Genomic DNA, 25,455 nt, shown 5'->3' on the forward strand with positions numbered 1-25,455 from the left:
TCTGGCGGCCGCCATTGGGCAGATCTCGTGGCCACCAGCGGGCAGTTCTCGTGACCGCCGCTGGGCAGTTCCCCATGTCCCTTGACACAGACGGTCAGGGAGCAACTTTTTACCAGCCATGCGCTCAGTCGGCTTTGAGGATCGTCGGGAAGGGGCTGCGATCATCGGGGAGATTCCCGGGAAAGCACGCAGAAATAGCCTCAAGGGTTGGTGGGTATCCCGCCTGGGATGAAGCCATAATTTTCAAGCTGTAGCCGTCGGGGCCATACCCGAAGCGGTTGGGTTTGTAGAAGCCGTCACGTTCGATGACATACCAGCCCCAGCTTTTCCAAATGTCACCGACCTTCTCGATGGTGACGTCGGGGCTGATACCGGGCGGCAGCTTCAGTTCTCCGATCGTCGAAAATGACACCGGCGGGATGCCGGTTTCCACGTCTTTGCAGGGAGGCGTATTGGTTCCGCCGCTGAAGCGGGTGGCGTCCACGGTAGTTCCCGGCGGCAGTGCTCGCAGAGTTTTTTTGAGGTAGCCGAGCACCGTGTCTTGGGCCTGTTGCTGGCTGGCCGGGGTGACAGGCCGCAATGTCCAGCCCGGTGGCGGGGGCGGAGCCGATGTCATGTCTGGCCCTCCGATGACGGTTGCGCCGGTGGGGATGGGTGGTCCGAGCTCGTTGTGTTTGTGATGACCACATCCGGCGGCAAGCATCGCGGCCAGGAGGGCAGCAGCGCTAGCGGCTCGGGTCGGGTTCATCGGTTTCCGATGACGTACGGGGGTGGCTTTCCCGCGATAATCGTCCCCATGTTGAGCAGTGCCTTGTTTCCCGGGTTCCAGTAGCTGCTGTGGGCGTCGACGCTGGGAGTGCCGAGAGGTCCGGCAGGTCCAGGAGCAGCTTCTAGTCGGATCGCGCCGAAGTCCGGTTTGTCAGGTTCTGGGCCGAGGGTCCATTGGGTCGCCGTGCCAGCCGCCCCGATAATGTCGTTTTGCGCCCGGGTCGCGTAGACATGGGCACCGGGATCGAGGCTCAGGTCACTGGCGTGGTTGACGAGCATGCCGGGGCTGCCCGCGGCGATGACGTTGTTTGCGTCGAGGTGATGCCCGCCCGAGGCGGCGGCGCCCACCACGGTCGACCCGTAGCTGTGCCCAATCACCGTGTCAATCGATGGCGCTCCGACGTGCGAGGCCCGCTGCCCGGCTTCGAACGCATCGAGGCTGCCCGCGCCCGCGCGCGCCAGATTTGGGAACTCGGCATGGTCAACGCCCATCGGGCGGTCATAGCCCATCCACGTCGTCACCGCCACGTCCTGCGGTCTGAGACTCCGGTCAGCTTGCAGTGCGGCGTTGTACATGGCCAGCGACTTGGCGTCGGCGCCGCCGATAGTTGTTAAGTCTTGGCCGGTGCCGGGCACCAGGATGGCGTTGTGGGTTGCGGTGTCGGGGTTATTGATCGCTACAGCGGCGTGTCCGAACTCGTCGAGCTGCCCGAGGTAGCGTTTTGGCCCATTAGTGGAGTTCAGCTCGGCTTCGATGGCCCGATACCCCTGAAGGTGGTTTTTGGCGGCGGCCAGCTGGGTCTGTAAGGCGTAGAGCGCGCCGTCGTCGACGTTGTGGCCGCGCATCATCTCATCGAGGCTGTGCTGCATGCGGTCGATGTCGGCTTGGGTTTTCTGCTCAAGTTCGGGCAGATGGAGCCGGTTGTAGTGGTCTTTACCCAAATGGTCCGGAGGGTCCCACGGCATCCCGGGATGGTTGCCGATGTCGTGGTCACGGCTATAAACCAAGTCTTTTTGTTCCGGGCTCAGCGATTCCCACCACTCGCGGAACTTCTTGGGGTCATCAGGCGGCAGGTCGCCGGGGCCGCCGCCTTGTTTGAAGTCGACCGCCTGCACGCTGCCTGACTCCGGGAAGGTCAACTTCCCCCAATGTGCGGTGGTCTCTTTGAGTTGGGTAGTGACACTCTGGTCGTTGGCGACCAGGTTGCCGACACGGTGGCGGATGAAACTTGCATGCGCTTCAGCCTCACCCTGACGCTGAGCCAGCTCCTCGCGGGTTGTGGCCTGCAGGGTATCGCGCACACTGTAGTCTTCGCCGACCGTGAAGCCGTCGCGTTCGGCGTCATCCACGGCGTCGACGGCGAGGCGCTTTGCAGCCTCCAAAGTGTCTTTGCCCCGCCGGGCGATCGCCGCGGCGTCAGGCAAGCTCCACAGAAACGGGCGAGCCTTGACCACATCCATCTCGGCTTGAGTGACCGCCGCATCGGCGGCCGCGCCCTCCCACTCGACGTCGCCGGGTCGGCGCACATCGCGGGCGATCTGCTCCAAGGCCTTCTCGCCTTTACCCGAGATACGATCGCAGAAGTCGGCGAACTGGCCCAGGTGGTCGAACGTCGAGGCCTTCAGCTCCGAGAGCGTCGGCCAGCCCTCCGAAACACCGGGCATCAGCTCACCAGACCGCGGAACCGTCCGCTGCTTTCCTCGTCCGTCACGGCGTAGGCGGTGCCCGCTTTGCTGTAGTTAGCGCCCCGCGTGGCCACACGGTGCGCTATCGCTGTCAGGTCTGAGCGTGCCCCGGCGGCCGCTATGTTCACCGCTCCCGCGTTCGACTGCCACGACGAGGCGGCGATGAACGACGGCACGGCAACAGCGGAAAGCTCAGCATGAAGCGTTTCGCATTGTGCACCTAGCTGGTGCAGTCCCACGGCCAGCACCCTCAGACCGCGACCAGTGTCGGCTGGCATGGACGGGATCGTAACGAATATCGCTAGGCCACGGAACACTTGTATCCCGCGATAGCAAGGCCCAAAACGCCAGCCGCCGACCTGCGCTCGACTTGGTCGACATCTGCTTCTACGGTGACCACAGCGCCTCCGAGCGCACACAGGCGGCCCTCCCGTAGCACGCGGCCAAAAGACGACGGGAGGGCCGTCGCCTACCAAGGACTTGATCACCGTGCCGCCCCGGCACCACACACCAAACCGCGGCACAACCGGCCCACACGCTGCTCACCGTCAGCGCCGAAACCCTACCCCAAGTGCTCACCCTGAAAGCCCCCGAGAAGCGCGACGCGCGATGTGCGCTGAGTGTTGCTACTGACGAATTCGATCTTGTGGTAGAAGGCACCGCCCACCTGATCACCGACCCGGCGATCGTTGCGGCGATGGCGGCGCGGTGGGCGGCCGAAGGTTGGCCGGCGCGCGTCGATGACAGCGGCCGGGCGATCACCGCCGAATTCAGCGCGCCGTCGGCGGGGGCGCCACCGTGGTTCGTGTACCGCCTCGCGCCGCGCGCTGCTACCGCAGTGGGTACGGTCGACCCGGGCGGCGCAACCCGTTGGCGGTTCTGATTCCTCGATGCGACGACCGAGCTGTGCCGGGCGGCTTCGGCCAGTGTCTTGCGCCTAGGACCACGGCGGCCATTGCAGATGGCGTTCAGATAAACCACTGTTGCGGTTGGATGCTCATCGCCGTGGACGTTCAGTATGGGGAGCTCGCGGTCGTCACAGCCGCCGTGGGCTTCACCACCTGGTCTGACCCAACGTCGACGCTCGAGTGTGTCTTTCGTACCGCGGTAACGGCCCAGGCCTATCGGCCCGGTGCGTTCTACAAGCGCGAGTTGCCCTTTCTTCTTGAGGCGGTCGCCCTGGTGCAGCGGCGTCATCCAGTCGCGACGGTGGTCATCGATGGCCACGTGTGGCTTCGGGAGGGTCAACCCGGATTGGGCGCGCGGCTGTACCAGGCGCTCGACGCCCGAACAGCGGTCATCGGCGTAGCCAAGGGCGCATTCGCGGGAGGAAACGCGATCCCGGTGCGACGAGGTAGCAGCAGCAGACCGCTGTTCGTCACCGCAGCCGGGATGGACGCGCACGACGCGGCCGAGCTTGTCCGCGGCATGCACGGCCCACATCGCGTGCCCACGCTTCTCAAGCGCGCCGACCGCCTCGCACGCGGACACGCCGCCCCCGACCCGTCGAAGGCGCTGGTGGGCGGGACGGAGTAGCAGCGCAGTTGATGCGGCAAAACGTCTGTGGCGGTCGCGGTCTCGGTGTATCCTGCGCCGCTGTGATCGTGACCGGAGCCAACCCGAGAGAGTGGGGCTGAAATGCACGGATTGCGGCTGAACGGCGATGTGCGCCGAATCCTTGTCGCCGCCGGCGCGGTGTTCGGTGTCGCCGCGCTGTCCACTGGGGTGGCCGGTGGCGCCGACCAGATCCAGCTGAAGAGCCGATTGGGCAACTGGTGTCTTGACGCCCCGAATGGGAGGAACACTGCGACGATGGTGAACCCCTGCGACGGGTCGAAGCACCAGCTGTGGATTCTCAACCCGGCCGGTCAGATCGAGAGCGCAGCGTTTCCCGGGACTTGCCTGAGCATCAGCGACGCGGCGGACAACACTCCGGTAATGCTCTCGTCCTGTCAAACCAATGCCAGCAACCAGCAGTGGACTTTGCAGACCAACGGCCAGCTCACCAACGCCCTCGGTCCATGCCTCAACGTGTTCGGGGGTGTGGCGCAGCCGGGGACCGCGGTGATCGCCTACCACTGCATCCCCGATGTAGCCGACGAGCAATGGGACAGCGTTTCCTGAGCCGGGCTCGCGTTTCCAGCCGCGAACCCTCGTGTGGTGCAAGGGATCTTATTGGGATGCGAGCCAGCTGGCGAATCGGGTGCCGGCCAACACTGCGGCGCCGCCGGTGACCAGGCTGCTCTCCCCTACTCGCGTGCCGAAGTAGCTGGCCGAGGGGTCGATAACGACCGGAGTGGTGTCGCCGTTATGTGCCAGCACCAGCCGCGCCAAATCCGCGAACCGAAGTTTTTCGGGGCCGCCGAGGTTGATGACACCATTGACGGGTTCGGCTTGGGCGGCGCGGGCCACGTCGGCGGCCACGTCGGCGGCAGCGATCGGCTGGATCAGGGCATCCGGTACCCGCACCTCGCCGGCGAGTGTCAACGACGCCGTGATGGCCTCGGCGAACTCGTGAAACTGGGTGGCGCGAACGATCGTGTAGGGCAATCCCGACTCGGTGATGATCCGTTCCTGAACCACTTTGGCGCGCATGTAACCGCTGTCGGGCAGACCGTCGCATCCCACAATGGACAGCGCGACGTAGTGGCCGACCTGGGCCGCCTTGGCCGCATCCACCAGGTTCTTTGTCGCTGTGCTGAAGAACTCCATCACCGGATCGTCGTCGAACGAGGGAGAATTGGTGACGTCGACGAGCACGTGAGTGTCCGACAGCGCCTCCGCGACTCCTTCACCGGTAAGCACATCGGCACCCGAACGACGTGAGACCGCCACAGTTTGGTGTCCGGCGTCGTTCAACCGCTCGACTACTTGGCTGCCAATCTGCCCGGTGGCACCGAACACCGTGATTCTCATGGTGGGAACACCTTTCTGCAGTGTGTGCCCTGGGTACACTACTCGGGTTGCGCTAGAGGTGCCCGGCGTCAAACGGGAGACGCTGCCGCTGCCCCGCGCAGGGTGGTGCACGATGCGGGAAATGCCTTGAGGCTAAAGAGATCGTGATCGCTTTCGTGTGCGCGATGCCGAGGGAGTTGCGTCCGCTGCGTCGACGGCTCGGGCTCCACAGAACCGAGTCGGGGTACATCGGCCGGGTGGGCGAGCATCCCACAATCGCGATTGTTACCGGTATCGGCACTGCCCAGGCCCATGCCGCCACGGCCCAGGCCGCCACGGCCCAGCTGCTGGACACAGTCAAGGTTGAGTGGGTGATCGTCGTCGGCATTAGCGGCGCAATCGATAACCAGACACCGATCGGGACACTGGTGTTGCCGGAATTGGTCGTCAGCGGCGCCGACTGCTCACAGTACCGGCCCAAGCCGCTTCGCCTCGGCGATGCTCATGGCACGCTGTGGACCACCGACAGCCTGCTCGTCGATCCGCGAGTTCATGCCGACCTGCGGAACCGAGGCGTGGTGTCTCTTGACATGGAAACCGCGGCGATCGCGAAGGTGTGCGAACAGCGGGGCGTGCCCTGGTCGGTGTTGCGCGCGGTCAGTGATCGGGCCAGCGATGGCAGCGTAGACGCCGAGATTCTCGGCCTCGCCAATCCGGATGGCCGGGCGAACAGCCCCGCTGCAGCCCGCTACCTGCTCAGGCATCCCGGTGCCTGGCTCCGGTTGGTCCGCCTCGCCAGAGGATCGAAGCTGGCCAGCGAACGGGCGGCCGAGGCCGCCATCACGGCCGTCAGCTGACCGTGTCGGCCGGACCACCGGACTAGTCGGAGCCGCGGGCTATGGGGCGCGCCGGATCGGAAATCCACTCCGACCACGAGCCGGGAAACAGCGCTCCTTGATAGCCCAGTATCGCAAGCGCGGCGACCGTAACCGTCGCGCTGACACCAGAGCCGCAGTACACACCCAGGCGACCAGCAGGCTCAATGCCATATTTGGAAAACACTTGGGCAAGTTCACTATTCGCGAGAAATGTTCCATCACCGCCCAGGATCGCGGTACTGGGAAGATTTGTGGCGCCCGGAATATGACCGGCAACCGGATCGACCGGCTCGACGTCACCGCGGAACCGTTCAGGTGCCCGCGCATCGAGCAACGTCACTCCGCTGGCACCTGCTTGCTCGGCAGTCAATGTAGGCAGCCCGCCGACATACAAATCCTTATGCGGCACAGTCACATTCCCACGCTGCGCAGCCACCGGACCGGTCTCTAGACAACCTCCGGCCGACCGCCACGCAGCAAGGCCTCCGTCGAGGATGCGCACATTCGTCAGACCAGCAGACTTCAGCACCCACCACGCGCGCGACGACCCCACCCGATTCCAATCGTCGTATGCGACAACCGGGGCATCTTGGCGGATGCCCCACCGGCGGGCGGCCTGCTCGAGGCGACGACCTGAGGGCAGCGGATGACGTCCTCGGCCGCTGACGCTGTGATCGCTCAGCTCGTCTTCCAGCGACACATACACCGCGCCGGGTACATGACCCTGCAAATACGCTGCACGCCCGTCGGGTTCGTCGAGCCGCCAGCGCACGTCGAGAATGGTCGGCGCAGAACCTGTTTCGATGAGGTGCGCCAACTCGGCAGCGGTAATGAGGACCTGAGCACGTGTCACGCCAGCCACTTTCAACAGATAGCGCACTGGCGGGTTTGCGGCAAGGCCGAGGCCAGTGCCCCTACGAGCCGGCACGGTTCAGCTGATTGACACGAAATATGTTGGTGCATACGAGCTTCCGGCGCCCAGTGCGGTGGTTGCTGCCGCCGTCTGGAGCCGGCCGGATGGATATGTGGCCTCGGGGTGATCCGGCTGGAGTGCGTCAGACGGGCCACGCCTCGCGCCGCCAGGCGGCGTCCCAGAACATCCACTCGTAGCGAGCGGTCGCGACGAAATGGGCACGGGCGCGGGCTTCGTCGCTGGGACTGAGGGTCCGACCGACATCGTCGGCAAGCGCTAGCACCTCGGCGACGATGCCCTGATACTCCTCGCCGGCATAACTGTCGATCCAGCGCTGGTAGCGCGGATCCGGGGAGCCGCGTTTGATCAGCTCCGCGCCCACCTCGGCGTAGATCCAGTAGCACGGCAGTACCGCGGCGAATCCGTCGACGAAGGTGCCGGCGTAAGCGGTGGCCAACAGGTAGCTCGTGTAGGCGCGGGTCGTCGGCGCGGCCGGCACGGCATCGGAGTTGGCGATACCCAACTCGGACAGCAGCGATGCGTGCAGGGCAAGCTCGACATCGACGATGCCGGCGGCGTGCCGCGCGAACATGCTGACATCGCCGGGGCCGGGCGCCTTGCTGCCCACGATGCTCAGCGCTCGGGCGAAATCGCGCAAGTAGTGCACGTCCTGGATCAGGTAGTGGGCGAACGCGTCCGGGTCGAGGCGGCCGTCGGTGAGGCCGACCAGAAATGGGTGCTGCAGGATTGCGGAGTAAATGCCGACCACCTCGGCCCATAACCGCCCCGTCCAACCGTCTCGCATCACGCCTGCGATGATTCCAGCCCGAAACCGGCTCGCGGGCCGCGTCTACTGACAAACACCGACCGCGATGGTTGAGTCACAGTGTGGGTTCTACCGATGTCGGGGTCATCGGTGCCGGGATTGTGGGTCTGGCCACCGCCTACGCCCTCGTCGAGCGCGGTGTCTCGGTATCGGTCTACGAGCGCGGTGTACCCGGGCAGGGTCAATCGGGCGGCGAATCACGCATCTTTCGACACGTCCACGACGACCCGCGGCTCGTGGCCCTGGCCAAGCGCAGCCGGTCGATCTGGGAGGAATGGGCGCAGCGGTTCGGGACCGAAATGGTCTCTGGCGACGGCGTTGTAGCAATGGGGCCGTCCGCCGAACAGCGGCTCAGCGTGGTCGAGAATGTCGGGGATATCCCCGTCCGACGCATCGGTGCCGACGAGCTGCACGACCGGTTGCCAATCCTGGCCGACGTCGACGCCGTCGCGGTGCTCGACGAGCGCGGCGGCTCGATCCGTACCACGACGGCAATCGCGGCGCTCACCGCGGCGCTCGCTGATCGATTGGTTGCCGACGAGGTGCTGGCCGTGCGGTCCACACCCGTGGGCACGCTTGAGGTGCGCGCCGGCGGTGCTGCCGCTGAGCACGACAGCGTGATTGTGTGTGCCGGCCGCGGCACCGCTGGGCTTGCTCGCGGTATGGGTCTTGCGCTTCCGGTCCGACAGGGCGCCCACGTGCGCCTTACCTACGACGTCCGCGGGAAGCCGCCGTCGACACTGGCGTGCCTGCTGTACAGCGGCGGCATAGTCGGTGAAACGGTCGCCTACGCGGCGGCCGTGCAGGGCAACCGCCGCTACGCCGTCGGGCTCAGCGACCACGTCGATGCCCCTGACGGCGGAACGCTGGACCCCGCGGCCCTAGCTCAACTCGCCGAGCGCACCACCGCCTACGTCGAGCGCGTCCTGCCGGGCCTTGATCCCAAGCCGGTCGACGTCCGCCATTGCTGGGTCACCGAGCTGCCGTGGGGTTCGAACGGCCTGGCTGTCTGGACGCTCGACAATGCCTTTTTCGTTGCGGGGCATAACCTTTTCAAGCATGCGCCAGCGCTCGGTCACGCGCTGGCCGCGGCCGCCACCGGTGACGGCCTGGCCAAGGAGCTGCGGCCCAGCACACAGCTGGGCGGCACGTCGAGCTGACGGCGTCCGGCGTCCACCGCCGCTGGTATGAAAGCATTTGGCACCAAGCTCATTTCGGACTTTTGCTTGAGAGAAACGGTTGGAGGATTTCGTCGGTCACCGCACGCAACCTCGATTGGATGGCAGGGTCGTACGCCGCGCGATGCGCCTTGGCTTCGCGACAGCCATCGAAGTAGCGCCCCGTTACCGCTGCACCGACAGGCTCCACAGCGAGGTTCATCACCGCCTTAACCCCGGTCGATACGGATGACACCGGCGGAATCCACGCCTGGCGGACCATGCGCGTATTCATCAATGACGCGGGATGCAAGCAGTTGACCGTGATGGCGGTGTCGGACAGCTGTGCCGCGAAGTCGAAAGTGAACGCGACCAACGCGAACTTGCTGCGATAGTAGGCGCGCGTACCCGTGTAATGGTGGTCCATGCGCAGGTCTGCGAAGTCTATGGGTGCTTGCCCGGCGGATGCGACGTTGACGATCCGCGCCGGCGCACCGGTGTTGAGAGCGGGCACGAGTTTTCGAGCCAGCAATACCGGGGCGAGGTAATTGACCGCGAAACGCAACTCGTAACCATCTGCGCTGAGGATCCGCTTGCGATACGGGGGGCGGCCCGGGCCTATTCCTGCATTGTTGATCAAGAGATGAATCACAGGATGTTCAGCGCTCACCTGCTCGGCGAGATCGCGGGTTTCCCGTAGCGAGCTGAGATCTGCCAGATAGGTCTGCACGCTGCCGCCCGATGCCTGAATCTGATCGGCCGCATTCGCGGTGCGCTCGCGATCACGACCGTGCAGCAGCACATGCATCCCCTGCTCAGCGAGCGCGCAGGCAACCGCCTGGCCAAGGCCGGACGTTGCTCCCGTTATCAGGGCGATTCGGCTGTTTTCCATAACTTTCCGTTGCTTCGGCGGTCTTGCCTTATATCGTGCACCTGTGGCTGAGATGAAGCGTCGCAGCATGATGTTGATGTTGGGGATCGGCGCGCTGGCGGCCGCTACCCCTGCGGGCAAGGCTGCTGGTTATCCCTCGCCACCGGCTGCGCCGCCCGTGCCAGCGCCAGCGGCCCCGCCCGGTGCAACCACCGGAGGCCTGCTATTTCATGACGAGTTCGACGGCCCGGCCGGTTCAGCGCCCAATCCGGCGAACTGGACGGTGGCGACGCACCGGACCCCGATCAAAAACCCCGTCGGGTGGGACAGGCCCGAGTTTTTCTACCAATACCGCAACGATCGCCGAAACGTTTTCGTCGACGGCAATTCCAACCTGGTTCTTCGCGCTACAAAAGAGGGTGACACCTACTACGGCGGCCTGGTCAGCGGCAACTGGCGAGGACCGATCGGCACCACCTGGGAGGCCCGGATAAAGCTCAACTGCCTGACCGCCGGGTGCTGGCCCGCATGGTGGTTGTCCAACGACGATCCCGGCCGCAGCAGCGAAATCGACCTCCTCGAGTGGTACGGCAACGGAGAGTGGCCGTCGGGCACCACCGTGCACGCCAACCCGGAGGGCACGGCATTCGAGACCCATCCGGTCGGGGTGGACGGCGGGTGGCACACGTGGCGGTGCCGGTGGGATCAGACCGGTTTCTACCTCTGGGAAGACTACGTCGACGGCGCCGAACCATACTTCACTGTTCCGGCGGTGGGCATCGAGCATCTCGAGCTGCCGATCCGCGAATGGCCCTTCAACGAGCCCGGGTACACGATGTTCCCGGTGTTGAACCTCGCGGTCGGCGGCTCCGGCGGCGGCGACGCCCGGCAGGGCAGCTACCCGGCGGACATGCTCATCGACTGGGTGCGTGTCTGGTAGCAGCGCGTCACCGTCGCGCACACGGTTGCAACGTCGGTCAGAACGGCGCCTCGTGCAAAACCAAGCCGATGAAAACGTAAGCCATACACAAAAGTAGGTTCAGCGCAGCGAGAATCAGGACTGCGACGATGAGAAACCGAATCCAGACGCGTCTGCGGCGCTCGAACTTCGCGAGCCGCTCGGCGCGCTTGATCTCGGTGGCGGTGAGCGCAAAACGGACATCCATCAACTCCTCAAACGCGATAGGCGCGCCCGCCGCTATTTCCTGAAGGCGCACCGCGGGGATGCCCACCCCGACGCCGGCGAAACGCCGACTCATGCGTCGCGCCCTTCTGCGACTGAGCACCCGATCCCCCACCTGTGCGCGATGCGGCAGCTTCCTCCATTCGTCACCCCACAGGTTGGACGGAGTCGCCATAGGTGATCACTCTAAGCTGCGATCCGGTCACTGCTGGGACGTTCTGAGGATCACACTCCCGCGTTGAAAGTCGTTCATTTGGGACCAACTTCATCTTGGTACTTCTTCGTCATGTGATCGATAGCTTGCAGCTGGGTCTGCGCGAGGTCTTCTCGCACGTCACTGGCCCGCGCCGCGGCGTCGAGCGTCGGCTGCGCCTGCCCCTGGAAGTGTGGCATCACCTCGGCGGCGAACAGTTCGGCGGAGCGTTTCGTCGCCGCCGGATTCGCCCATTCGTGGGCCATTTGCAGCATGCACCCGAATCCGCCGGACTGATCCCACAGCCGCTGCACCTGTGCGCGCGCCCGCTCCGGTGTCCCGATCACACCAGCTCCCGCGTTGTTGATGATGTCGATCATCTCGTCGAGCCGATCCCCTGGCATGGTCATCTGCGGGAATGCGGCCACCTTTTGGAAGTAGTGGAACCACGGCTCGATCCCGAATTTCACATCTGCACGGGCCTGCTCGTCGGTCTCCGCGATATGGAACGGCCCGACCAGCCGCCAGTCCTTGCGGTCGACTTGTTTGCCGAAGGCCGCGGCGCGCTCCTCGACGATGCCCCAGTGGTAGGCGAGCGCGTCGAAGCCTTCGGTGGTCAGGGTCGCCCCGATAGACAGCAGCCCGATCCCGTGTTTGCCGGCCAGCCTGGCGCCCGTCGGCGAGGCGACCGCCGCCACCGCCAGAGGAATCCCCCCTTCGGAATACGGCGCGAGCTGCAACCGGGCGTCGAACAACTCATGTGTGGCAGTCTTGGCGGTCACGGTCTCGCCGGCGAGTAGCCGGACCAGAATGTCGAGGTTGGTTTCGAGAAGCTCGCGGGTGTCGGTGGGGGTCAGTCCGATCATCGCGGAATCGGTGGGTAACGAGCCCGGTCCCACCCCGCCGAGCACCCGCCCGTACGTGAGGTGGTCGAGCAGCACCAGCCGATCGGCAACCCACAGCGGGTTGTGGTAGGCGAGCGAGATAACCCCGGTGCCCAGGCGGATCCGCTTGGTTCGTTGCGCAGCAGCGGCGATGAAGATCTCCGGTGAACTGATGATCTCGCTGCCCGCGGAGTGATGCTCACCGAACCACACCTCGTCGAAGCCCAGCGCGTCGATGTGTTCGACGAACTCCAGGTCACGTTGCAGTGCCAGCGTCGGATTGGTGCCCGCGCGGTGAAACGGTGCCATGAAATATCCGAACCGGAGCTTGGCCATCGAGGTCCCCTTCTGAATCGAGTTGCCCGAACTTTAAACCTTTGCGCCGGTCCGAGGACAGGAAAGAGGTGTTGCGCCAGAGCGGAGATATCGTGGGTTAGTTCCGGATTTACGACTTGGAGCGGTGACTGCTGATGCGCTACAACCCTCCCCCGAACTGGCCCAAGCCGCCCGAGGGTTGGGTGCCGCCCCCTGACTGGTCCCCGGATCCGTCATGGCCACCGCCTCCTCCGGGGTGGAAGCTCTGGGTCGACGATGCCCCCGCCCCGGAGAGAACGAGATCGGTGCTGCATCGCGTCGAGCGCAGCAGCGACGACTCGCAGTACTTCGGCGATGATCGAGCCTGGTCGGCGGATTCAGGTCAGGCCTCGCTGCGCGACATGACTGCCGCGCCCCCGGCGTTGCCACCCCAACCGACCGAAGTCGCGCCCGAGGACCTGTCAGCGCACCATCTCGGACAGCGCGTCACCATCAAGTGGGACAGTGAGCACAGGTACGACATCGGCACGATCGAGGCCATTTCCGCCGATTCAGCGGCGATCACCGTAAAGCTCGCCGGATTCGAGGCTCCGGTTTCCTTTCCGCGGGAGGCGCCGCGTCGCGGCCCTGCCGGCCCGCGGCTTTATGTCTGGATTTGACCGACGGTGGCATCCTCGCCATATGGGCGTGCTGTTCCGGCTGGCCGAGCTTCTGCTCGTGCTGCTGCCGCTCGCCGGCATGATCGTCGCCGGGGTCAAAGCGTTCCTGGCCACCCAGCAGCGACGGGTGGACTCCGCCGGGCGTGATCGGGTCGACCGCCCGGATGCGGGGTCCGTGGGACGTGCCGGCGGCAACCAGGCCGCCCAGTGGAGGTCGATCAAACGCGTCGTCGAAGAGCACCGTCGAACCGATGCGCGCTGGCTGGAGTACGAGCTCGACGTCGCTAAGCTGCTGGACTTTCCGTTGATGACCGACATGCGTGACCCGCTTACGATCGCCTTCCACAAGGCCAAGCTGAGGGCGGATTTCTTGCGTCCGACCAAAGCCGAGGACCTTCTCGACGACCGCGAAGCCGCCGCACAGTATTTTGCCGCCGTCGAAGACTACGTGACTGCATTCACCGCCGCAGAGGCGGAGGCTATCCGGCGGCGCCGCAACGACTTCACGCAAGAAGGGCAGCATCGGATCGCGCGTGCTCGCAGTCTGATGCGGGTAGCGTCAGACCCCGCCGCCACCGCCCACGAACGTCAGCATGCGTACGACCTTGCCCGCAAAGAACTCGACGGCCTGATTGTGTTGCCCTCCGCGACGCAGGCAACCCTCGAGCGCGGGATTTCCGGTGCGATCGACGGATAGCCGCGGCTTAGACCGGCGTGGGCTCACCGACTTTGACCAGCATTTTTCCGATATTCACGCCGGTGAACAGCCCGTTGAGTGCGTCGACGCATGACTCGACGCCTTCGAAGATGGTCTCGCGATGCACGAGTTTGCCGTCTTGCTCCCAGCGGCGCAGGTCCGTGAACGCCTCGTCGAATCGGTCCCACATCTCCAGCGCGTTGAAGCCCTGCATGAGCGCGGTTTTGGACAACAGATTTACGTAGTTGGCCGGACCTGGGTGCTCGCCGGTCAGGTAGCTGGAGATGACTCCGCACAGCACCACCCGTGCCTTGTGCGCCAAGCGACCCAGCACCGCGTCGAGGATAGGGCCGCCGACATTGTCGAAGTAGACGTCGACGCCGCGCGGGCAATGCTGGCTGAGCGCGTCCGCCAAATTGCCTTGTTTGTAATCGATACACGCGTCAAAACCGAACTCCTCCACCACGATTCGGCACTTCTCCGGCCCGCCCGCGATGCCGACCACCCGCGCGCCGGCGATCTTGGCGATCTGCCCGGCGACCGACCCGGTCGCACCCGCGGCGGCGGAGACCACCACCGTGTCCCCGGGCCGGGGTTTGCCGATGCCGGTCATTCCGAAGTACGCGGTGGCTCCGGTCGGACCGTAGACCGACATCACCGCCACCTGGTCGGTCGCATCTGGGATGGGTGTGCTGAACACGTCGTCGCGGATGATCACGTACTCCTGGAAGCCCGACAGTGTGGTGACCACGTCCCCGACCGCGTAGGCGTCGCATCGCGACGCCACCACTTCACCGATCCCGGCCGCCCGGATCACCTCGCCCAATTGCACGGGCGGCAGGTAGCCGGGCTGGTCGTTGAGCCAGGTGCGGACCGCGGCGTCGATGCCGATGTAGGTGTTGCGCAGCAACGCTTCGCCCTCGGCGGGCTGCGGCGCGGGCGAGGTGACCAACTCCGTGTCCCCAGGCTGGAGCAGCCCGGTCGGGCGGCGGCGTAGCAGGATCTGGCGGTTCATGAGCTCGGCCACGATGCGAAACTACCGAAGCCGGTGACCGATGCGGTGCAGGATAGACTCGCATCGTCGGGGAAACCGCGCTGGACAGGAGCGTAAAACCCATGGCCACCACCATCGAAGCGGACGCCGAAGCCCGCACACCGTTCGAGCAGGAAGTCGCCGCGGTGCAGCGGTACTTCGACAGTCCCCGGTTCGACGGAATCATTCGCCTCTACTCGGCTCGCCAAGTCGTCGAGCAGCGGGGCACGATCCCCACCGACTACCCGGTGGCACGAGAGGCGGCGGTGGCGTTCTACGCTCGCCTTCGCGAGTTGTTCGCCCAGGGCAAGAGCATCACGACATTCGGGCCATATTCGCCGGGGCAGGCGGTGACCATCAAGCGGATGGGCATCGAGGCCATCTATCTCGGCGGTTGGGCGACTTCCGCGAAGGGCTCCAGCAGCGAAGACCCGGGTCCCGACCTCGCGAGCTACCCGTTGAGCCAGGTGCCCGACGAGGCCGCCGGGCTGGTCCGCGCGCTGCTCACCGCCGACCGCAACCAGCAGTTCCTGCGCCTGCGCATGACCGACGAGCAGCGGGCGGCAACACCCCCGGTCGATTTCCGGCCGTTCATCATCGCCGACGCCGACACTGGTCATGGCGGTGACCCGCACGTGCGCAATCTGATCCGCCGCTTCGTCGAGGCGGGAGTGCCCGGTTACCACATCGAGGACCAGCGTCCCGGCACCAAAAAGTGCGGCCATCAGGGCGGCAAGGTTTTGGTGCCGTCCGACGAGCAGATCAAGCGCCTCAACGCCGCACGCTTCCAGCTCGACGTGATGGGCGTCCCCGGCATCATCGTCGCGCGCACCGATGCCGAGGCGGGCAACCTGATCGACAGCCGCGCCGACGAACGCGACCAGCCGTTCCTGCTCGGCGCGACGAACCTCAAAATTCCGTCGTACAAAGCGTGTTGGCTGGCGCTGATGCGGCGTTTCTACGATCTGGGCGTCAAGGAACTGAACGGCCATTTCCTTTATGCGCTGCCCGACGGCGAGTACGCGGCGGCGGACGCCTGGCTTGAGCGCCAAGGTCTCCTGGACCTGGTCGCCGAAGCAGCAGCGGCCTGGCAACAGAACGGACAGCAATCCATCGACGCTCTCTTCGACAAGGTCGAAGCGCGGTTCGTCGATGCGTGGGAGGCGGACGCCGGGCTGGAGACCTACGGTGACGCGGTCGCGGACCTGCTCGAATTCGCCGAGAGCGAGGGGGAGCCGCGCGATATGAGCTCGGCGGAATGGCGCGAGTTCGCCAAGGGCGCGCCGCTTTACGCTGCCCGGGAGAAGGCCAAGGAATTGGGTGTCGTCGCCCCCTGGGACTGTGAGCTGGCGAAGACCCCGGAGGGCTACTACCAGGTTCGCGGCGGCATCCCCTATGCCATCGCCAAGTCCCTGGCCGCGGCGCCGTTCGCCGACCTGCTGTGGATGGAGACCAAGACAGCCGATCTGGCCGATGCTCGGCAATTCGCGGAAGCGATTCACGCCAAGTATCCCGACAAGATGCTGGCCTACAACCTTTCCCCGTCGTTCAACTGGGATACCACCGGGATGAGCGACGACGAGATGCGCCGCTTCCCCGAGGAGCTCGGCAAGATGGGCTTCGTCTTCAACTTCATCACCTACGGCGGGCACCAGATCGACGGCATCGCCGCCGAGGAGTTCGCCACCGCCCTCAAGCAGGACGGCATGCTGGCGCTGGCTCGGCTGCAGCGCCAGCTGCGTCTGGTTGAGTCGCCCTACCGAACGCCGCAAACTCTGGTCGGCGGCCCCCGCAGTGACGCCGCGCTGCTGGCATCCTCGGGACGCACGGCCACCACCAAGGCCATGGGTAAGGGTTCGACGCAGCACCAGCATCTGGTGCAGACCGAGGTGCCCAAGAAGCTGCTCGAGGACTGGCTGGCGATGTGGAGCGAGCACTACCAGCTCGGCGAAAAGCTCCGTGTGCAACTGCGACCGCACCGCGCCGGTTCTGAGCTGCTCGAGCTCGGCATCTTCGGTGAGGGCGACGAGGAATTGGCCAACGTGATCTTCGCGCCGTTCCAAGACCGCCGCGAAAGCACCATCCTCACGGTGCGCGACCAGAACACGTTCGAAGAAAGACTGCGGCAGAAGCGCCTGATGACGCTGATCCACCTGTGGCTGGTGCACCGGTTCAAGGCCGACGCGGTCCACTACGTCACCCCGACCGAGGACAACCTCTACCAGACCGAAAAGATGAAGTCGCACGGCATCTTCCGCGACGTCCACCAGGAGGTCGGCGAGATCATCGTGGCCGACGTAAACCACCCGCGCATCCAAGAGCTGTTGGCGCCCGACCGCAAGGCGCTGTGGCGGTTGATCCGCAAGGAAGGCTAGTTCGTGCCACACAGTGATCCGCCTGCTGGAATGGCACGCGGGTAAGCGCATCGCGTTGGAGTTTGGGTGTGATTAATCGGCGGGCAGTGCTGGCCGGCGCCGGGATCACGGCGGGTGCTGCCGCGGTCGGGCTTGGTGGCTGCGGGTTCTTGCGCAAGCCGGGTCCAAGCGATTCCGCGGTGGCCGGCGGCAACAAACCCAACATCCTGGTGATCGTTGTCGATCAAATGCGTGGGCCCCAGTGGTTTCCAGAACATCACCAGCTGATCACCCTGCTGCCCAATATCGGTCGACTACAGATGAGCAGCGTCTCATTCGAGTCCCATTACACCGCGTCCAACATGTGCACGCCGTCGCGCGGTGTGATGACTACGGGCTTGTACTCACACCAAACCGGGTGCTTATTCACCGGAGAAGGGCCCAGCGAGTCGAGTCTGGCGCCGAAGTTCCCGACATGGGGCACGATGCTGCGCCAGCAGGGGTACCACACCTGGTGGTGGGGCAAGTGGCATCTCGGGCACCCGGGCGACACAACGCCTGAAGGTCTTGAGGCACACGGTTTTTCCGGTGGCACATTTCCGTCGCCCAACGGCTCGCCCAACCAAGGGTTGCGGAAAGACCCCAGTATCGTCGACCAGTTCTGCGAATGGTTCGACGACAACGCCGGCAAGGGGCCTTGGTGCACGACCGTCTCGCTGGTCAATCCGCACGATATTTGTTGGTGGCCGAAAAACCCTTTGCCCGAGGATGTTCCGCACTGGTTCACCGCAGCACCGGTCAACTTCGAGACACCCGAGGATCTGCGTCGGCGCGGTAAGCCACAACTGCAGATCGACTACCTGAACTTCATGTCCCCGCTGTTGACGGGCAGGCTGTCATACTCCGGACCAGATGTTGGGCGCCAGTGGGCTCGCTGCCTGGACATGTATTTGTGGCTGCAACAGCAAGTGGACACACAGATCGGGCGGGTGATCGACAAACTGGTCGCACATCCCGAGATCGACCGCAACACCGTCGTCGTGTTCACGTCTGATCACGGTGAATACGCCGGCTCACACGGCCTGCGCGGTAAGGGAGCGGCCGCCTACGAGGAGGCGATCCGGGTACCGCTCTATCTCCGCGACCCCCGCGGACGGCTGACGCCCAAACCCGGAGACACCCGCACCCAGCTCACGTCCAGTGTCGACTTGGCGCCGCTGCTGTTGAGCATCGGCTATGGCGGAAACGGGTGGCGCGCCGAGCCCCGCTATGCCTACTTGGCTGACCGCGCGGACCTCGCGGCCATCGCGAAAAACCCTGCGGCACATGGCCGCCCGTGGATTGCGCACGTCACTGACGACATGTCGGTGGAAGAAATGACGACGTTGTTGAAGTCGCCAAACACCCGTGGGGTTTTCGGACCGTCCGAGCTGCCGACCGATATCCCCACCTCCGCGCCGAGCCACATCCTGGCGGTGCGGACCCATGACGCCAAGCTCGCCACCTACTCGTACTGGAAGCCCGGTGGCATGGACGTCGACACGTCGCGGCCGATTGAGCGTGAATTCTACGACTACTCAACACGTTTGGGAGCCCAGGAGGTCGACAACCAGGCTGACCGCAACCCCAAGGAGGCCGGACTGCAGGAGCTCCTCGACCACAAGGTGCTCGCCGAGGTGCGAGCTCCGCTGCCAGCCTTCCTCGACGACGCTCAACAGCAAGGCCTCGCCGACATGCGCCGGCTGGTCGCCCGTCGCGGGGGCTGACCGCAGCTGTATTGTTCCTCGACGGGTGGACGTCTACCTCACCGCGCGATCACGGCCAGCCAGCGCAACCGACCCCGTTGATGCATCCGCCGCCACCGCCGGGGCCTCCCCCGCCGCCGCCGACGCCGGGGATCTGACCGCCGCCACCACCGGGCCCGCCGCCACCGGTCGGCCCGCCAGGAATGCTGCCACCGCCACCAGCGGGGCCACCGCCCCCGGTGGGACCACCCGGTATTGCGCCGCCACCGGCGCCGGGTCCTCCGCCGCCTGTGGGGCCGCCGGGCGGCGGCGGTGTCGATGGCGCCGGGCTGACGCTGGTGGTCGTGGTCGTAGTGGTGGTCGTGGTGGTGGTTGTCTGTCCAGCTTTGCCGCCGCCGCCGCAGCCGACTGCCAAAGAAAGCACGGCCGCGCCGCCGGCTAGCACGATCGCGATTCGCGGTTGGGTTTTCATCAGACCTTCACTCTCCTCCGGGAGGTCCCACTATGTCGTTTCAAGGGTTTCAAACCCGCTCTTGCGTACCCGTGATTCGCAAACGCAAAACCCAATGCTGCCGGCCGGGCGTTGTGCCAGCTATGGTGCACAGCTGCAGCGTGACCTGCTGCAACGATTCAGACGATATATGACTGTGAAAAGGTGCCTCTGGCCTTGTGGTGCAGACTTTTTCGCAGGTGGAACTCCCGACCGGGTGATGACGTCACATCCGGAGGATGCGCCGGCGACGTTAGTGGCTGGGTGGTTTGAGTCCGTATCTGTGCACGACGTCGTCGAGCCACTCCGGCGTTCCGTAGGTCAGGCCGTATTTCTGTGCTAATTCGGCGAATTCGGGTGACTGGTGAAGCGTGGGGGCATCCGGGTCGCCGGTGTGGGAAACGAGCAATTCGCTCAGTTCATGGAAATAGTTCTCGAACCCACCCGGGGTGATGACCTCGACGATGCGGCCCGGTTCACTGCCGGCGTTCCACATCGCGTGCATCTGGCCGCGCGGTTTGGTGATGTAGCCGCCTGGACCCAGGACGACTTCGGAGTCGTCGGAGCGGAAACCGATTTCGCCTGCCAGCACGATCGAGTGCTCGTCCTCACGGGTGTGCATGTGTGGCGCAGTGACAAAGCCGACTGCGAAAGGATGCTCGACGATGGCCACCTCACCTGCGGTGGTACGGCTGGACAGCTTGAACACTGCCCCAAAACCCGGGATCGCCACAGCATCACCCTCGCCCGGTTGCACGACCGCGAGCTGGGCTTCGCGCTCATCTGCCATCGGAAATACCTCCTTGCTGTTGGACGACGAGCACTGTCTTTCCTGGTCGGCGGCCGGCGCGGGCACCGCTGGCATATGCAACGGCTCCTTGGCTCAGCGGAAACGTCGCCGCGATGGTGACGCGCAAGGCGTTGCTGTCGACAAGCGCGGCCAGGTTAGTCAGCGCGGGCCTGTCGGTGGTGACGATGAAGAAAATCGCGGTAATCCCCAGCCGCGCCGCCCGCTGCTGGTCTGGTGGTGTTTGCAAGGTGATGAGCCGCCCGCCCGGGCGCAGAAGACCATAGGAGCGGTCGAGCGTGTCACCGCTGACAGTGTCGAGGACAACATCGAATGTAGCTGCGCGAGTCGAAAAGTCGTCGTTGCGGATGTCGATCACGTCACTGGCGCCAAGCGCTTTGACGTACTCGACGCCGCCACGGGTAGTGGCGGTGACATGTGCACCGGCCGCAGCGGCCATCTGGACGACGTAGCCGCCGACCCCTCCGGCGCCGCCGTGGACCAGAACACGTTCGCCGATCGATAGGTGGGCGTGGTCGAACAGCGCCTGTTGGGCGGTCAAGGCGGGAAGCGGCAGCGCCGCTGCTTCGATGTGGGACAGTGATATTGGCTTGGCGCCGCTATGGTCGGCGGGTACGGCCACGTATTCAGCGGCGGCGCCGTCCCGGTCGAATGGGACAATTCCGTACACCTCGTCTCCGATAGCGAATTCCGTTACAGCGCGCCCGATTTCGACAACTCTGCCGGAGAATTCGTGAGACGGAATGACGGGCGTCCGGTCGACTCCACCGCGGGTCCATGTCTCCGCCCAGGTGAGTTCGTCGAATGTGATGGCCGCGGCGTGCACCTCCACCAGGATGTCGCTGTCAGCGAGTGCTGGTGTGGGGGCCTGTTCGTAAACCAGTACCTCGGGTCCGCCGCGAGCATGGGCGCGCAGAGCGTGCATCACAGCCTCGGTGTCGTTCCGACGTCGACGACAATGTGCGACACTTCCTGCCTGAGTCCGGTGTGCCGCGGGTTCATCGCAGTGCCGTCAGCCCGGTCGCCATGTCGCGCTCAGGCGGCCACAACGGCTGCGGTACCTCCACACCGAACGGCACACCCCAGCGGTTTCGGGATGAAACATCGTGTACGGGACGGCGATTGGCTGCAACGCCCCACTTGCCCCGCGGGTAGCCGAGGGCCAGCATGGCCGACATCGTCCAGCCTTCCTCGACGGGCACGCCCAGCAACTCGTTCACGCTGTCCGTGAAATTGCGGAGAACCATCGTCATGACGCCGCCGACGCCCTCGGCACGCGCAGCGAGCAGCGCGCTCCAGATCGCCGGATAGATGTTGGCGCCGCCAAGGTCATCGATGGCGAAGACGAAAAGCAACAGGGGGATTTCTTCGAAATGGTCAGCCAGGTAATCTCCCGCGCCTTTGATTCGGCGCATCGTTTCGGCGTGCGCGGCGGGGTCCGCATCGGGCGCTGGCGCGACCATCGGTCCCGTTCCCGTCTGGAACTTTTCGTATTCAAGGGCGCGGGCCCGCCGGAACAGCTGGGCGAACTCACGCTTGAGTTGAGGATCGTCAACAGCGACAAAGTGCCAGCGTTGTGTGTTGCCTCCGTTAGGGGCGCGAACCGCCGCATCGAGGATGCGGGCCTGCGTGTCCAGCGGAATTGGATCCGGCCGCAATCGCCGCATCATCTTTGTGGTGTAAAGCGCTTCGTAGATATCCATTTGCCTGCTCCTTCACGCTATTCGGGCAACGCGCCGCCGAGGATGATGTCGACGAAATCGTCGAACGAAGGTGGGGTCGAAATGCTGACCTATGTCGGTGTTGACGGTTCGCTGTGTACCTCGAACCGCAGATTGCAGCGGCGGCAGCCCCGGGTGCCAAGCCTGAGATGTGGTTGCAGTCCGCGGCGAGCGGCCCCGCACGGCGCCCAACCGGAACACCCTGCGGGAACAGTCGAACAGCAAGTAGTCTTCGGCGTCTCGTGCGAACTGGTTGATCTTCCGCGCCAGCGCGATGTCAGGTATGGCGATATCGGCGATGATGTCGATCGACCGGATGGCCATGATGTCGGCTCCTCGAGTGGTCCACTACCTAGTTTGGGTGTTCCCGGGCCATCCGACCGTTGCTATTCGAGTCGTGCTTCCCCCAAAAACGGACACGGTGGCTGATACGGCCGCACCGACACGTGGTGGCCAAGCCCAATGCGACACTCCGCGGTGGCGATCGTCGCCCTGAGCCCGAGACTTTCAGTTATGCGGTGTCAGCGTCGCCTCGGCAATTGGGCGCCGATGATCGGCGCAATCTTGTCGGCCAGGTATGCGTGCCCGGCGTCGTTGGGATGCACACCGTCGGGCCCGATCAGGTCCGGTCGGTCAACGAACCAGCGGTCGGCGATCGGGTCGACGAACGCTGCTCCGGCACCGTGGGCGGTGGCGTTGAGGATGTCGCGGACCTGCAGCACGGATTCGGGTACATCCGCGGTCGGCCACGGCGGCCCGATCACCAGGAGCCTTGCGGCTGGCGTGATGCGGCGTGCCAGATCGAAGGCGTTGCGGGCCATTTCGGCCAGCAGACCCGCGTCGACGCCTTGGTCGTTGCGGGAGCCGAAGAACACCACCAACACGTCGTCAGGCTTGACAGCCCGCGCGGTCAAATCCACGAAAACGCTGCCGTGGTCCCCTGGAACGGCGTAGCCGGCGCGGCCCTCGGCTGCCACGTCGGCCACAACCTGCACCCCCTGGTGCGACAGTGTCTGCCAGGTCAGAGCCGTCCAGCATTTCGCCCCCAGGCCACCCTCATCGGTGCCGGCGGTATACGAGTCGCCGACAACCGCGACGTGGTTTGGCGGTGAACTACGGCCCACCATCTCGTAGCGCCACGTGGGCGTTGCATGCTCGACGACCGCAACCATTACCACGGTGAGGCAGATGACGAACGTGGCCACCCGACTCACTGCTACCTCCACTGCCCATGCGATGGGCGGCGAGCACGACTTGCTCGGCGCACCGAAAACGCGCTACGACTCTAGCTGAGACATCGCCCGGCACAGCATAATTGGCCGGCCCACGCAACCGTCAGACGGCTCGCGCAGAAACCGCCGCCTTTTGCGCTGCCAGGACCTCGTCGATGGGTTCGAGCTCAGTGCTCACCGGATCCCACAACCGGTCGATCTGCGGCTTCGGGCTGGTATCCCTGACGTCGACCATCCTGCGCATCCACTGACGGGCGGGTTCTTCGACGACGTGATACAGCATGATTGCGACCCCGACCGCGATCACGAGCAGACCGACGACGTTCCATTTCCACGGGAAGCTCTGCAGTGGGAGCTCGAACTGTTCGGCAGCCCATCCCCAGGCCGTGTGCACCAGCTCGTGCACCATATACAGGCAAAACGAGATCTGCCCGCCGTAAACCATCAGCCGGGTCGACAGCAGGCGCGGCAGGCTGCCCACCCCGATGGCCAATGTGATCACCAACGGAACGAACAGCACGTCGACCACCCCGCCACTGTCTTGGACGCCCGTGATCGGATGTGCGTCAAGCAGGTAGAGGATACCGACGAGGGCAACGATAAGCAGCACCGACAGATACCCCGCGGCGCGGCGTGCACGGTCGGTGAGCCGCAACCTGCGCACGGCGGCACAGGCCAGCGCGCCCGCGGTGAACTGCGTGACGATGCGCGGCAGCCAGCTCCACGGTGTGTAGAACTGCCCACTGGCCAGCAGCAGAACGACCGGCGGCAGCGATGCGGCGATGGCCAGCCAAATAAGGCTGCGCGCCCTGGTGGCGTGCTTCATCCGGAAGATCGCCAGCACGAGCCCGCCGAACAGCAGATAGGCCAGCCATTCCGCGCTGATCGACCAAGCCGGCCCGTCCCAGCTTGAACCGTCGAAGAACGGCTGAAACCACAGTTGCACCAGCAGGATCTGGCGTACATAGCTGGTCGCGGTGAGCTGACCCGCATCCGGCGAGGGCACATGGCCAACGTGCAGCGTGAAAATCACCCACAGCGCTGCCAGGTGCAACGTGACCAGATAGATCGGCCACACTCTGGCCAGCCGCAGCCACAAGAAATGCGCGGTCGCACGGGCCGACCAGGTCCGGCCCATGCGCTCGAGGTAGTTCCAGGTCAGCACGAATCCGCTGAGGATGAAGAACAGGTCCACGCCCTGTGCGCCGCAGTTCAGCACTGGCGCAAGCGCGTCGCGGAATTCGGGCGACGCGTCACCCAACATCGGCCGGAAGTGAAACAACACCACCCATACCGCGGCGACGATGCGCAGTCCTGTCAGGGCCTTGATCTCTCCGCTGCGCACGATGCTCATTCCGTATGGACTCTGCTGTTTCGTTCGCCTACTTGTTCGCTGGCCGGGCGGTCAGTATCCGCGCGACGTGGCGCCGGCAGCCTAAGCAGACTAACAGCGTGACCGGGCGGATGCCGTGGAAGGGAGCGGTGTGGCTTCTCCAGAAAGCCATGTCTCGGCACGGTGCCGGCCAGCGCGCCTGACCGCCGATCCATACTTGAACAGGTGTGGATTACCGTGTGCCAGTGCATGTTTCGCCATATGTTGGCGCAGCGCCGGCATATCACGACAGGCCCGGACTGCTCCATCGCCCGCGCCTTGCGGCCCAGCGGCAAACTATTGACTGATTCCAGAAAAGGAGTCATATTTTCTATGTGTCCTCGAGGCCGGACTACGCAGAGAAGCTGCGTATGGCCGATCTACGCGTGACGCGCCCCCGAGTCGCCGTGCTCGAGGCGGTCGAGGCGCATCCGCATGCCGACACCGAAACAATTTTCGAAGTCGTGCGTTCCGGCTTGCCGAGGGTCTCCCGCCAGGCCGTGTACGACGTGCTGCATGCGCTGACACGGGTGGGTCTGGTACGGCGAATCCAGCCGTCCGGCCTCGTTGCGCGCTACGAATCGCGCGTCGCCGACAACCACCACCATGTTGTCTGCCGGTCCTGCGGGGCCATCGCAGACGTCGACTGCGCCGTCGGTGAGGCACCGTGCCTGACCCCGTCGGAGGACAACGGCTTTGAGCTCGACGAGGCCGAGGTCATCTACTGGGGCCTGTGTCCCGACTGTTCGACGCCCTGATCCCTTGTCACCTACCC

General features: G+C 65.0%; 28 protein-coding genes. 11 read left to right on the forward strand and 17 right to left on the reverse strand.

The features are described from left to right. Positions 1-124: 124 nt before the first annotated feature. The 3 genes from MYXE_RS11645 to MYXE_RS11655 form a co-directional block, all read right to left on the reverse strand. On the reverse strand, positions 125-616 hold the full coding sequence (locus MYXE_RS11645; RefSeq protein ID WP_232061597.1) for a hypothetical protein: 492 nt from the start codon (positions 614-616) through the stop codon (positions 125-127). Positions 617-744: 128 nt separating this feature from the next. Then, positions 745-2,433, reverse strand: a complete 1,689-nt coding sequence (locus MYXE_RS11650) for an alpha/beta hydrolase (RefSeq protein ID WP_085194341.1) — start codon at positions 2,431-2,433, stop codon at positions 745-747. Further along, positions 2,433-2,732, reverse strand: coding sequence for a hypothetical protein (locus MYXE_RS11655; protein WP_003918885.1), 300 nt, complete (start codon positions 2,730-2,732; stop codon positions 2,433-2,435). Before MYXE_RS11655 ends, MYXE_RS11650 begins: the two co-directional genes overlap by 1 nt. 293 nt (positions 2,733-3,025) lie before the next feature. On the opposite strand from MYXE_RS11655, the gene MYXE_RS11660 reads away from it, so the two are divergent. From MYXE_RS11660 to MYXE_RS11670, 3 genes are all read left to right on the forward strand, one after another. Then, complete coding sequence (locus MYXE_RS11660; protein ID WP_197904863.1) at positions 3,026-3,337, forward strand: pyridoxamine 5'-phosphate oxidase; 312 nt, start codon at positions 3,026-3,028, stop codon at positions 3,335-3,337. Between the two features lie 122 nt (positions 3,338-3,459). Continuing rightward, a complete protein-coding gene (locus tag MYXE_RS11665; RefSeq protein WP_197904864.1) occupies positions 3,460-3,990 on the forward strand; it encodes an endonuclease V in 531 nt (176 codons plus the stop codon). 102 nt (positions 3,991-4,092) lie between these two features. Further along, on the forward strand, positions 4,093-4,578 hold the full coding sequence (locus tag MYXE_RS11670) for an Rv1419 family lectin (protein ID WP_003918880.1): 486 nt from the start codon (positions 4,093-4,095) through the stop codon (positions 4,576-4,578). 48 nt (positions 4,579-4,626) lie between these two features. Here MYXE_RS11670 and MYXE_RS11675 read toward each other — a convergent pair whose 3' ends face one another. After that, positions 4,627-5,370, reverse strand: coding sequence for an SDR family oxidoreductase (locus MYXE_RS11675; RefSeq protein WP_003918879.1), 744 nt, complete (start codon positions 5,368-5,370; stop codon positions 4,627-4,629). Between the two features lie 164 nt (positions 5,371-5,534). Between MYXE_RS11675 and MYXE_RS11680 the strand changes: the two genes are divergently transcribed. Next, positions 5,535-6,206, forward strand: a complete 672-nt coding sequence (locus tag MYXE_RS11680) for a phosphorylase family protein (protein WP_085194344.1) — start codon at positions 5,535-5,537, stop codon at positions 6,204-6,206. Between the two features lie 22 nt (positions 6,207-6,228). On the opposite strand, the gene MYXE_RS11685 is transcribed toward MYXE_RS11680, so the two are convergent. Together MYXE_RS11685 and tenA are read right to left on the reverse strand one after the other, a co-directional pair. Then, a complete protein-coding gene (locus MYXE_RS11685) occupies positions 6,229-7,080 on the reverse strand; it encodes a sulfurtransferase (protein ID WP_003918876.1) in 852 nt (283 codons plus the stop codon). A gap of 202 nt (positions 7,081-7,282) precedes the next feature. Next, on the reverse strand, positions 7,283-7,945 hold the full coding sequence (tenA, locus tag MYXE_RS11690; protein ID WP_085194346.1) for a thiaminase II: 663 nt from the start codon (positions 7,943-7,945) through the stop codon (positions 7,283-7,285). Between the two features lie 83 nt (positions 7,946-8,028). Between tenA and MYXE_RS11695 the strand changes: the two genes are divergently transcribed. After that, positions 8,029-9,126, forward strand: coding sequence for an NAD(P)/FAD-dependent oxidoreductase (locus MYXE_RS11695; RefSeq protein ID WP_085194348.1), 1,098 nt, complete (start codon positions 8,029-8,031; stop codon positions 9,124-9,126). Positions 9,127-9,175: 49 nt separating this feature from the next. Here the strand turns inward: MYXE_RS11695 and MYXE_RS11700 are convergent, their stop codons facing one another. After that, complete coding sequence (locus tag MYXE_RS11700; protein ID WP_039889849.1) at positions 9,176-10,015, reverse strand: SDR family NAD(P)-dependent oxidoreductase; 840 nt, start codon at positions 10,013-10,015, stop codon at positions 9,176-9,178. Between the two features lie 52 nt (positions 10,016-10,067). Here MYXE_RS11700 and MYXE_RS11705 point away from each other — a divergent pair, with 52 nt between their 5' ends. Beyond that, entirely contained in the window at positions 10,068-10,934 is an 867-nt protein-coding gene (locus MYXE_RS11705; protein ID WP_197904904.1) for a glycoside hydrolase family 16 protein, read from the forward strand. A gap of 37 nt (positions 10,935-10,971) precedes the next feature. Here MYXE_RS11705 and MYXE_RS11710 read toward each other — a convergent pair whose 3' ends face one another. Together MYXE_RS11710 and MYXE_RS11715 are read right to left on the reverse strand one after the other, a co-directional pair. Continuing rightward, positions 10,972-11,226 (reverse strand): hypothetical protein, encoded by a 255-nt coding sequence (locus MYXE_RS11710; protein ID WP_232061598.1) that lies wholly within the window; start codon positions 11,224-11,226, stop codon positions 10,972-10,974. Positions 11,227-11,426: 200 nt separating this feature from the next. Then, complete coding sequence (locus MYXE_RS11715; RefSeq protein WP_003920147.1) at positions 11,427-12,590, reverse strand: LLM class flavin-dependent oxidoreductase; 1,164 nt, start codon at positions 12,588-12,590, stop codon at positions 11,427-11,429. A 284-nt stretch (positions 12,591-12,874) separates the two neighbouring features. Between MYXE_RS11715 and MYXE_RS11720 the strand changes: the two genes are divergently transcribed. Both MYXE_RS11720 and MYXE_RS11725 read left to right on the forward strand, forming a co-directional pair. Continuing rightward, positions 12,875-13,228 (forward strand): hypothetical protein, encoded by a 354-nt coding sequence (locus MYXE_RS11720; protein ID WP_003920146.1) that lies wholly within the window; start codon positions 12,875-12,877, stop codon positions 13,226-13,228. A 22-nt stretch (positions 13,229-13,250) separates the two neighbouring features. Further along, a complete protein-coding gene (locus tag MYXE_RS11725) occupies positions 13,251-13,925 on the forward strand; it encodes a hypothetical protein (RefSeq protein WP_003920145.1) in 675 nt (224 codons plus the stop codon). A gap of 7 nt (positions 13,926-13,932) precedes the next feature. Here MYXE_RS11725 and MYXE_RS11730 read toward each other — a convergent pair whose 3' ends face one another. After that, entirely contained in the window at positions 13,933-14,952 is a 1,020-nt protein-coding gene (locus MYXE_RS11730; RefSeq protein WP_003920144.1) for an NADP-dependent oxidoreductase, read from the reverse strand. An 89-nt stretch (positions 14,953-15,041) separates the two neighbouring features. On the opposite strand from MYXE_RS11730, the gene aceA reads away from it, so the two are divergent. Both aceA and MYXE_RS11740 read left to right on the forward strand, forming a co-directional pair. Then, on the forward strand, positions 15,042-17,333 hold the full coding sequence (gene aceA, locus MYXE_RS11735) for an isocitrate lyase ICL2 (protein ID WP_085194350.1): 2,292 nt from the start codon (positions 15,042-15,044) through the stop codon (positions 17,331-17,333). 62 nt (positions 17,334-17,395) lie between these two features. Further along, positions 17,396-19,078, forward strand: a complete 1,683-nt coding sequence (locus tag MYXE_RS11740; RefSeq protein ID WP_085194352.1) for a sulfatase-like hydrolase/transferase — start codon at positions 17,396-17,398, stop codon at positions 19,076-19,078. Positions 19,079-19,111: 33 nt separating this feature from the next. On the opposite strand, the gene MYXE_RS11745 is transcribed toward MYXE_RS11740, so the two are convergent. The 7 genes from MYXE_RS11745 to MYXE_RS11775 all read right to left on the reverse strand — a co-directional run bounded on the left by MYXE_RS11745 (position 19,112) and on the right by MYXE_RS11775 (position 24,662). Next, a complete protein-coding gene (locus tag MYXE_RS11745) occupies positions 19,112-19,324 on the reverse strand; it encodes a hypothetical protein (RefSeq protein WP_161552089.1) in 213 nt (70 codons plus the stop codon). A gap of 476 nt (positions 19,325-19,800) precedes the next feature. Next, on the reverse strand, positions 19,801-20,337 hold the full coding sequence (locus MYXE_RS11750; protein WP_085194353.1) for a cupin domain-containing protein: 537 nt from the start codon (positions 20,335-20,337) through the stop codon (positions 19,801-19,803). Beyond that, positions 20,327-21,280, reverse strand: a complete 954-nt coding sequence (locus MYXE_RS11755; RefSeq protein ID WP_085194355.1) for an NADP-dependent oxidoreductase — start codon at positions 21,278-21,280, stop codon at positions 20,327-20,329. The genes MYXE_RS11750 and MYXE_RS11755 overlap by 11 nt, the downstream gene beginning before the upstream one ends. Positions 21,281-21,353: 73 nt before the next feature. Beyond that, positions 21,354-22,058, reverse strand: coding sequence for a nitroreductase family protein (locus tag MYXE_RS11760; protein WP_085194357.1), 705 nt, complete (start codon positions 22,056-22,058; stop codon positions 21,354-21,356). A 12-nt stretch (positions 22,059-22,070) separates the two neighbouring features. Further along, positions 22,071-22,400, reverse strand: coding sequence for a hypothetical protein (locus MYXE_RS11765; RefSeq protein ID WP_003920137.1), 330 nt, complete (start codon positions 22,398-22,400; stop codon positions 22,071-22,073). A 197-nt stretch (positions 22,401-22,597) separates the two neighbouring features. Beyond that, entirely contained in the window at positions 22,598-23,290 is a 693-nt protein-coding gene (locus MYXE_RS11770) for an Rv0518 family GDSL lipase (RefSeq protein ID WP_003920135.1), read from the reverse strand. A gap of 121 nt (positions 23,291-23,411) precedes the next feature. Then, positions 23,412-24,662, reverse strand: coding sequence for an acyltransferase family protein (locus MYXE_RS11775; RefSeq protein ID WP_003920134.1), 1,251 nt, complete (start codon positions 24,660-24,662; stop codon positions 23,412-23,414). Positions 24,663-25,015: 353 nt separating this feature from the next. On the opposite strand from MYXE_RS11775, the gene MYXE_RS11780 reads away from it, so the two are divergent. Beyond that, complete coding sequence (locus MYXE_RS11780; protein WP_039889845.1) at positions 25,016-25,438, forward strand: Fur family transcriptional regulator; 423 nt, start codon at positions 25,016-25,018, stop codon at positions 25,436-25,438. Positions 25,439-25,455 lie beyond the last annotated feature (17 nt).

The sequence above is a fragment of the Mycobacterium xenopi genome (assembly GCF_009936235.1).
Taxonomy (GTDB): domain Bacteria; phylum Actinomycetota; class Actinomycetes; order Mycobacteriales; family Mycobacteriaceae; genus Mycobacterium; species Mycobacterium xenopi.

What these genes read in the sequence shown, in the direction of transcription:
- MYXE_RS11700 (WP_039889849.1), bottom strand. Translation starts at nt 10,015, where the DNA reads ATGGAAAACAGCCGAATCGCCCTGATAACGGGAGCAACGTCCGGCCTT.
- MYXE_RS11775 (WP_003920134.1), bottom strand. Translation starts at nt 24,662, where the DNA reads ATGAGCATCGTGCGCAGCGGAGAGATCAAGGCCCTGACAGGACTGCGC.
- MYXE_RS11760 (WP_085194357.1), bottom strand. Translation starts at nt 22,058, where the DNA reads ATGGATATCTACGAAGCGCTTTACACCACAAAGATGATGCGGCGATTG.
- MYXE_RS11750 (WP_085194353.1), bottom strand. Translation starts at nt 20,337, where the DNA reads ATGGCAGATGAGCGCGAAGCCCAGCTCGCGGTCGTGCAACCGGGCGAG.
- MYXE_RS11715 (WP_003920147.1), bottom strand. Translation starts at nt 12,590, where the DNA reads ATGGCCAAGCTCCGGTTCGGATATTTCATGGCACCGTTTCACCGCGCG.
- aceA (WP_085194350.1), top strand. Translation starts at nt 15,042, where the DNA reads ATGGCCACCACCATCGAAGCGGACGCCGAAGCCCGCACACCGTTCGAG.
- MYXE_RS11755 (WP_085194355.1), bottom strand. Translation starts at nt 21,280, where the DNA reads ATGCACGCTCTGCGCGCCCATGCTCGCGGCGGACCCGAGGTACTGGTT.
- tenA (WP_085194346.1), bottom strand. Translation starts at nt 7,945, where the DNA reads ATGCGAGACGGTTGGACGGGGCGGTTATGGGCCGAGGTGGTCGGCATT.
- MYXE_RS11765 (WP_003920137.1), bottom strand. Translation starts at nt 22,400, where the DNA reads ATGGCCATCCGGTCGATCGACATCATCGCCGATATCGCCATACCTGAC.
- MYXE_RS11705 (WP_197904904.1), top strand. Translation starts at nt 10,068, where the DNA reads ATGAAGCGTCGCAGCATGATGTTGATGTTGGGGATCGGCGCGCTGGCG.
- MYXE_RS11680 (WP_085194344.1), top strand. Translation starts at nt 5,535, where the DNA reads ATGCCGAGGGAGTTGCGTCCGCTGCGTCGACGGCTCGGGCTCCACAGA.
- MYXE_RS11675 (WP_003918879.1), bottom strand. Translation starts at nt 5,370, where the DNA reads ATGAGAATCACGGTGTTCGGTGCCACCGGGCAGATTGGCAGCCAAGTA.
- MYXE_RS11645 (WP_232061597.1), bottom strand. Translation starts at nt 616, where the DNA reads ATGACATCGGCTCCGCCCCCGCCACCGGGCTGGACATTGCGGCCTGTC.
- MYXE_RS11725 (WP_003920145.1), top strand. Translation starts at nt 13,251, where the DNA reads ATGGGCGTGCTGTTCCGGCTGGCCGAGCTTCTGCTCGTGCTGCTGCCG.
- MYXE_RS11670 (WP_003918880.1), top strand. Translation starts at nt 4,093, where the DNA reads ATGCACGGATTGCGGCTGAACGGCGATGTGCGCCGAATCCTTGTCGCC.
- MYXE_RS11650 (WP_085194341.1), bottom strand. Translation starts at nt 2,433, where the DNA reads ATGCCCGGTGTTTCGGAGGGCTGGCCGACGCTCTCGGAGCTGAAGGCC.
- MYXE_RS11655 (WP_003918885.1), bottom strand. Translation starts at nt 2,732, where the DNA reads ATGCCAGCCGACACTGGTCGCGGTCTGAGGGTGCTGGCCGTGGGACTG.